Consider the following 4,376-nt stretch of genomic DNA (forward strand, 5'->3'; position numbering starts at 1 on the left):
TTTGAATTCCACGCCTTTGGCCTTCATTTCCTTCACCGTTTGCTCGATATCCTCGCAGTAGAAGGAGATGTCAGGGGTGCCTGAGGGAGCACCTTCTTGACCGCTGGCATCGGCCGGGTGGACTCCCATATCGGCCTCGGGCAGGTCGAATATCATCCAACCGCCCCCGATATCCCGACCATCGAATCCCATCACATCTTTCAAGAATGCACGTAGTTCTTCCGGGGCTGAACTGTAGAACATGGTATGTACGCCTTTGATCATCTTACGTGTATGATGGTTTAAGAGGTCAAGGTATTCAATCCTTGCTTTTTGACAGGAGAGGGAATTCGCCATACCAGCCCAACTCGGTCAGGCAGATGGCCTCAGGGAAGTATTTCTGGACCTGTGTGGTTCTGGATTCCGCTTCTCGCGGGTCGATGTGGGTAGCGAGAAGTTGACCAGCGAGGATGTATTCCTCCAATTCAGGCCAGTCAGAAAGGAGCAACCAAGAAGGGAAGATCACCAGGTCGATGGAATCCTGCTGTAGGTCCAGGGCTTGGCAGGTTTCGATGAGGAAGTCCCGATCGGTATCGCCCACATGGAGAATACGCGTCTCTCCCATCGTGATGAGATGGGCCACATTGGCAATGGCACTGTGCCGGGCCGGATAAGAATGCTTGCAATCGGCCGAGATGATCTGGATACCGGCATGTGCCGTATGGCGCGGACCATCCTGGTCGGTCGCGATGAGCACGCGCTCCATGACTTCTTCATTCTCAACAGCCGCTTCCGAGATCATTTCATGCACAGGAGCGGGAACGATGCAAAGCGCTTCAGGATTCTCCTCAAGGAATCGAGCCGTGATATCCGAGTCGAAGTGATCTCCGTGTTCATGGGTCACCAGATCCATCTCGATGGAAGTGAAATTGGGATAGTTCCCTGCGATCAATGCATCGATCGTGGCCGCATCCGGATGCGCATAGGCCGGCTTGTAGAAATCATGGAGCCCATCGATGAGCACAGTCGATTCCCCTTTTTCTACCAGCACACCCATGTTGCCGATATAGGCGACTTCCAAAGCTTGGTCCCTTGGCGCTTCCAGCGATACGTGCTTCACTTCTTTCACGGAGGGCTTCTCAGCAATGGGCGCGGGTGAAGTGCCCATGCAGGATAGGAGCAGAGCAGCGAAGACTATTCCTATAGCGGTACTTGACCAACGCTCGCTCTGATAAGTCTTTCTGTTCATCATTTCTTTCCTTTTCGATAGGCATCGTGCATGCCTTCTCCACGTAGTATGGAATCTCTCCATTTTGCGATGCGTGCCCTTCGTGTTTCGGGTCTTTTGGCCTGAGAGAAATGCAGGATATAGCCTCGTTGTCTACCTGGGGTGAGCGCTTCAAAGGCGTTCTGGAATTCGTTGTCCGTTTCCAAGGCATCAGTCAACTCTTCAGGTCTATCTTCGGGTTGTTTCTTAAATGCCACACGGGCACCTTGCTTCTCCAATTCGATTGCTTTTTCGATATATGACCGGATGTTCGCTTCCTTGTCCAGGATGCTATCCACATCTGTGAATCTCATCTGCATCGCTGCTTGACTGCTCGCTCCGGGTCTGGTCAGAAGTCCATCGGGGTCGGGGAGAAGGGAGCCTTTGAAGAAGGAGAGACACGCATGGTGCTTGAAAGCGGTGAGGATCATCACATTCTTACCGTGAAAGGTATAGCAGGGTTGGGACCATTTATACTCCTCCGTCAACTCGGTCTGTAATATGATCTGCCGCAGGGCGACCAGAAGTTCATTCCATATATGGACCTTGCACTGGGGAGTGCGGTAATGGTCACAGCGTCCGCAGCCCTCCTGCAGATAGGTATCCACTGCGCGGTTCATGGGCTTCGCATGATCTTCTCCAGTGCCCGTCCTTTGGCCAGTTCATCGATCACCTTATCCAGATAACGGGCCTGTCGAGTGAGCGGTGTGGTGATATCCTCGATGCGATATCCGCAGATGACCCCTTTGATCATCTCCGCGTTGGGATTCAGATCTGCCCGCTCGAAGAAGGTCTGGAAGGTCACCTTCTCATCGATGAGTTTCTGAAGTTCTTGCTCATCGAATCCGGTGAGCCATTCGATCACCTGATGGAGTTCTTCTTTCGTTCGTCCTTTCTTCTCCACCTTATTCACATAATGCGGATAGACCGAAGCAAAGGTGAGAGCCGCTATGCGTGCATCGTGTTCTGGTGTGGTGGTAGGCATAGTTTGAAGATAGAAAATTCCCTATGCGCTGACTTGACCGCGATGTAAGAACAGACAGGCATCCCTAAGGGTCTGCAGATCCTTCTCTGCATCTATGGATGCTTCTGCTCTTCTGTAGGCCTGTTCAGAATGCTGTAAGGCATATTTCTGAAGCTGAGGATCGGCTATGGTGTAAATGGAACTCAGTGTCTTCTGCAATCTGAGCATGACCTCGATATTCCCAGCTCCATCCCGGGCGATCGGGCGGAAAGCGTCCTCGAAGAAATCCTCCACCGAGAGCTCGGGCACCTCTATCCGGTCGTACTCCACCTCAGGGCGATCTGCCTGCTCATCCTTCGAATTCCATTGGAAGAACAGGCGCTCGTGGCTGCCTATGATCTGGATGGCGGTCCCGGGATCATTGATCCCCGGTGATAATGCCCTACTGGCGATCTCGGTCAAGGCGATCAATCCGAATCTCGGATCCTCATCGAAATGCCTGGTCTCACCCATGGTGATGGCCTCGCACACTTCGGTCCCTATTCTCACCACATCCGCTTCTCCCTTCGAGCGATAGTATGCGATGGGATGATTCTCATGTATGAACTTCCCAGGAAGACAGTTGAGGCGGATGTTCAAGTCTTCATCTTCGGCCAATTCCTGTAGCAGTTCCAGATGAAGATGTTGCACATAACCGGTCTCGTTCGCATACACGGCCAGAGCATTCTCCCATTCCCCCTCGATCGCGCGTCCTTTTCGCGTGGGATGTTCCAGATACTTGGATAGCGATCGTGTGACCACCCGTTCTATCTGCTTGATGGTATGTTCCAATCGGCCCAAACGCGAGATACGGTCCACCCATCTCAAGAAGGTGAGGATGACCGCAGCGAAGAGGGTCAATGTGATGAGGAAGAGGATGAACCTTCCTGACTTGCCGTAATAGCCATTGTCCAGAGCGATGGTCGCAACGATGCTGAAGATGAATGCTCCTATGAACACCGACAAGGCATTCTGCGAGACATCATCTGTGACCACGACTTTGAAGGATCGAGGAGTTGCCGTATTACTCGCAGAGGAGAAAGCGGAGATCATCGAGGTCACCGCAAATATGGAGATCACCAGCATGCTGGCCGAGATGATATCGAGCAGACTACCGATGGATTCCTGCTCCACATCCGGCACCATATCCTCTATCCCGAATCCATCCGCCTTATTGGCGATCAAGGCTGCCATTACCGAGAAGAGACAGAAGAGGAAGGGCCGGAACCACAGTTGCTCCCGTATCCGATGGGAGTAGAGGATCAATTTCTTCTTCATATGGCCGGGCTTGGAATGCGTCTTCTTTGATGAGCTGCTCCAATATATCCATTTAATGACGCACCCCGATCACACAGGGCTGCGGTGAACTATCGATCAGGTCCTGTTCTCAGAAATGTGCCTGTACACCGATTCAATGTTCAGCCAGCGGCTCAGGCCGTAGTATGTAATTCAGGCACTACACCGGATGTGACTTAGTTATGCGAGAAATAGTCCATACCAAAAAGGCATGAGCTGCTTAGTGCGAATGGAAGTGCTTGCTCACGATCTTCCATCCATCGGGAAAGCGGTAGAGTCCGAAGAAGTCGGTGTAGATGTGCTTGGAATCCTTGTAGACTTCTAGACGTACGGTAGCGGCATTGCCCGAGACTTCCACCGAGGTGAATTCTCCTTCGATCTCCGCGGTATTCTTGGTGCCATCGAGTTTCATGCGATCGAGCCAGCTGTCGAGACTGATGCGCTTCAGACCCTTGGAGGTCAATACGGCCATGCTGAAATCCGGATGGAAGCCCTCCCTCACTGCCACTGAATCCCGCTCGATATGTATGCCCTGGAGATAGCTGTGCTGGATGACTTTTTGAACGGCCTTCTCCGCCATTTGGGCATCCTCCTGTGCGAAGGCCGTAAATGCAAAGAAGAGTACGAAGGCCAAGGAAGTGAAACGTGTTTTCATGACATAGAATTTTAGGTGATGGATGTATGAGTATATGGCCAATTTCGGTAAGAGAAACCATATCCGATGAAAAAATGGATGAACGGAAGACCTAGCCTACACTTCTTGAGCTCACTCGACCATCACAGGCAGCACAAGCCTCTTATCGGTGCTATTCACTTCCACCGCATAGATGC

General features: G+C 51.9%; 6 protein-coding genes. All 6 read right to left on the reverse strand.

What is annotated here, in order from left to right:
* The coding region (locus HKN79_03545) for a VOC family protein (protein NNC82626.1) at nt 1-264 on the reverse strand (264 nt) is incomplete at its 3' end.
* Nucleotides 265-298: 34 nt separating this feature from the next.
* Nucleotides 299-1,231 carry an MBL fold metallo-hydrolase gene (locus tag HKN79_03550; protein ID NNC82627.1) on the reverse strand — a complete coding sequence of 311 codons (933 nt, stop codon included), beginning with the start codon at nt 1,229-1,231 and terminating at the stop codon, nt 299-301.
* Nucleotides 1,228-1,866 carry a hypothetical protein gene (locus tag HKN79_03555; protein NNC82628.1) on the reverse strand — a complete coding sequence of 213 codons (639 nt, stop codon included), beginning with the start codon at nt 1,864-1,866 and terminating at the stop codon, nt 1,228-1,230. Before HKN79_03555 ends, HKN79_03550 begins: the two co-directional genes overlap by 4 nt.
* Nucleotides 1,863-2,231, reverse strand: a complete 369-nt coding sequence (locus HKN79_03560; GenBank protein ID NNC82629.1) for a DUF2200 domain-containing protein — start codon at nt 2,229-2,231, stop codon at nt 1,863-1,865. The genes HKN79_03555 and HKN79_03560 overlap by 4 nt, the downstream gene beginning before the upstream one ends.
* A gap of 21 nt (nt 2,232-2,252) precedes the next feature.
* The gene (locus HKN79_03565; protein NNC82630.1) at nt 2,253-3,527 is read right to left on the reverse strand and encodes a DUF2254 domain-containing protein; all 1,275 of its coding nucleotides are present in this window, start codon (nt 3,525-3,527) and stop codon (nt 2,253-2,255) included.
* 238 nt (nt 3,528-3,765) lie between these two features.
* Complete coding sequence (locus HKN79_03570) at nt 3,766-4,200, reverse strand: hypothetical protein (protein ID NNC82631.1); 435 nt, start codon at nt 4,198-4,200, stop codon at nt 3,766-3,768.
* Between the last annotated feature and the right edge of the window lie 176 nt (nt 4,201-4,376).

The sequence above is a fragment of the Flavobacteriales bacterium genome (assembly GCA_013001705.1).
Taxonomy (GTDB): Bacteria; Bacteroidota; Bacteroidia; order Flavobacteriales_D; family JABDKJ01; genus JABDLZ01.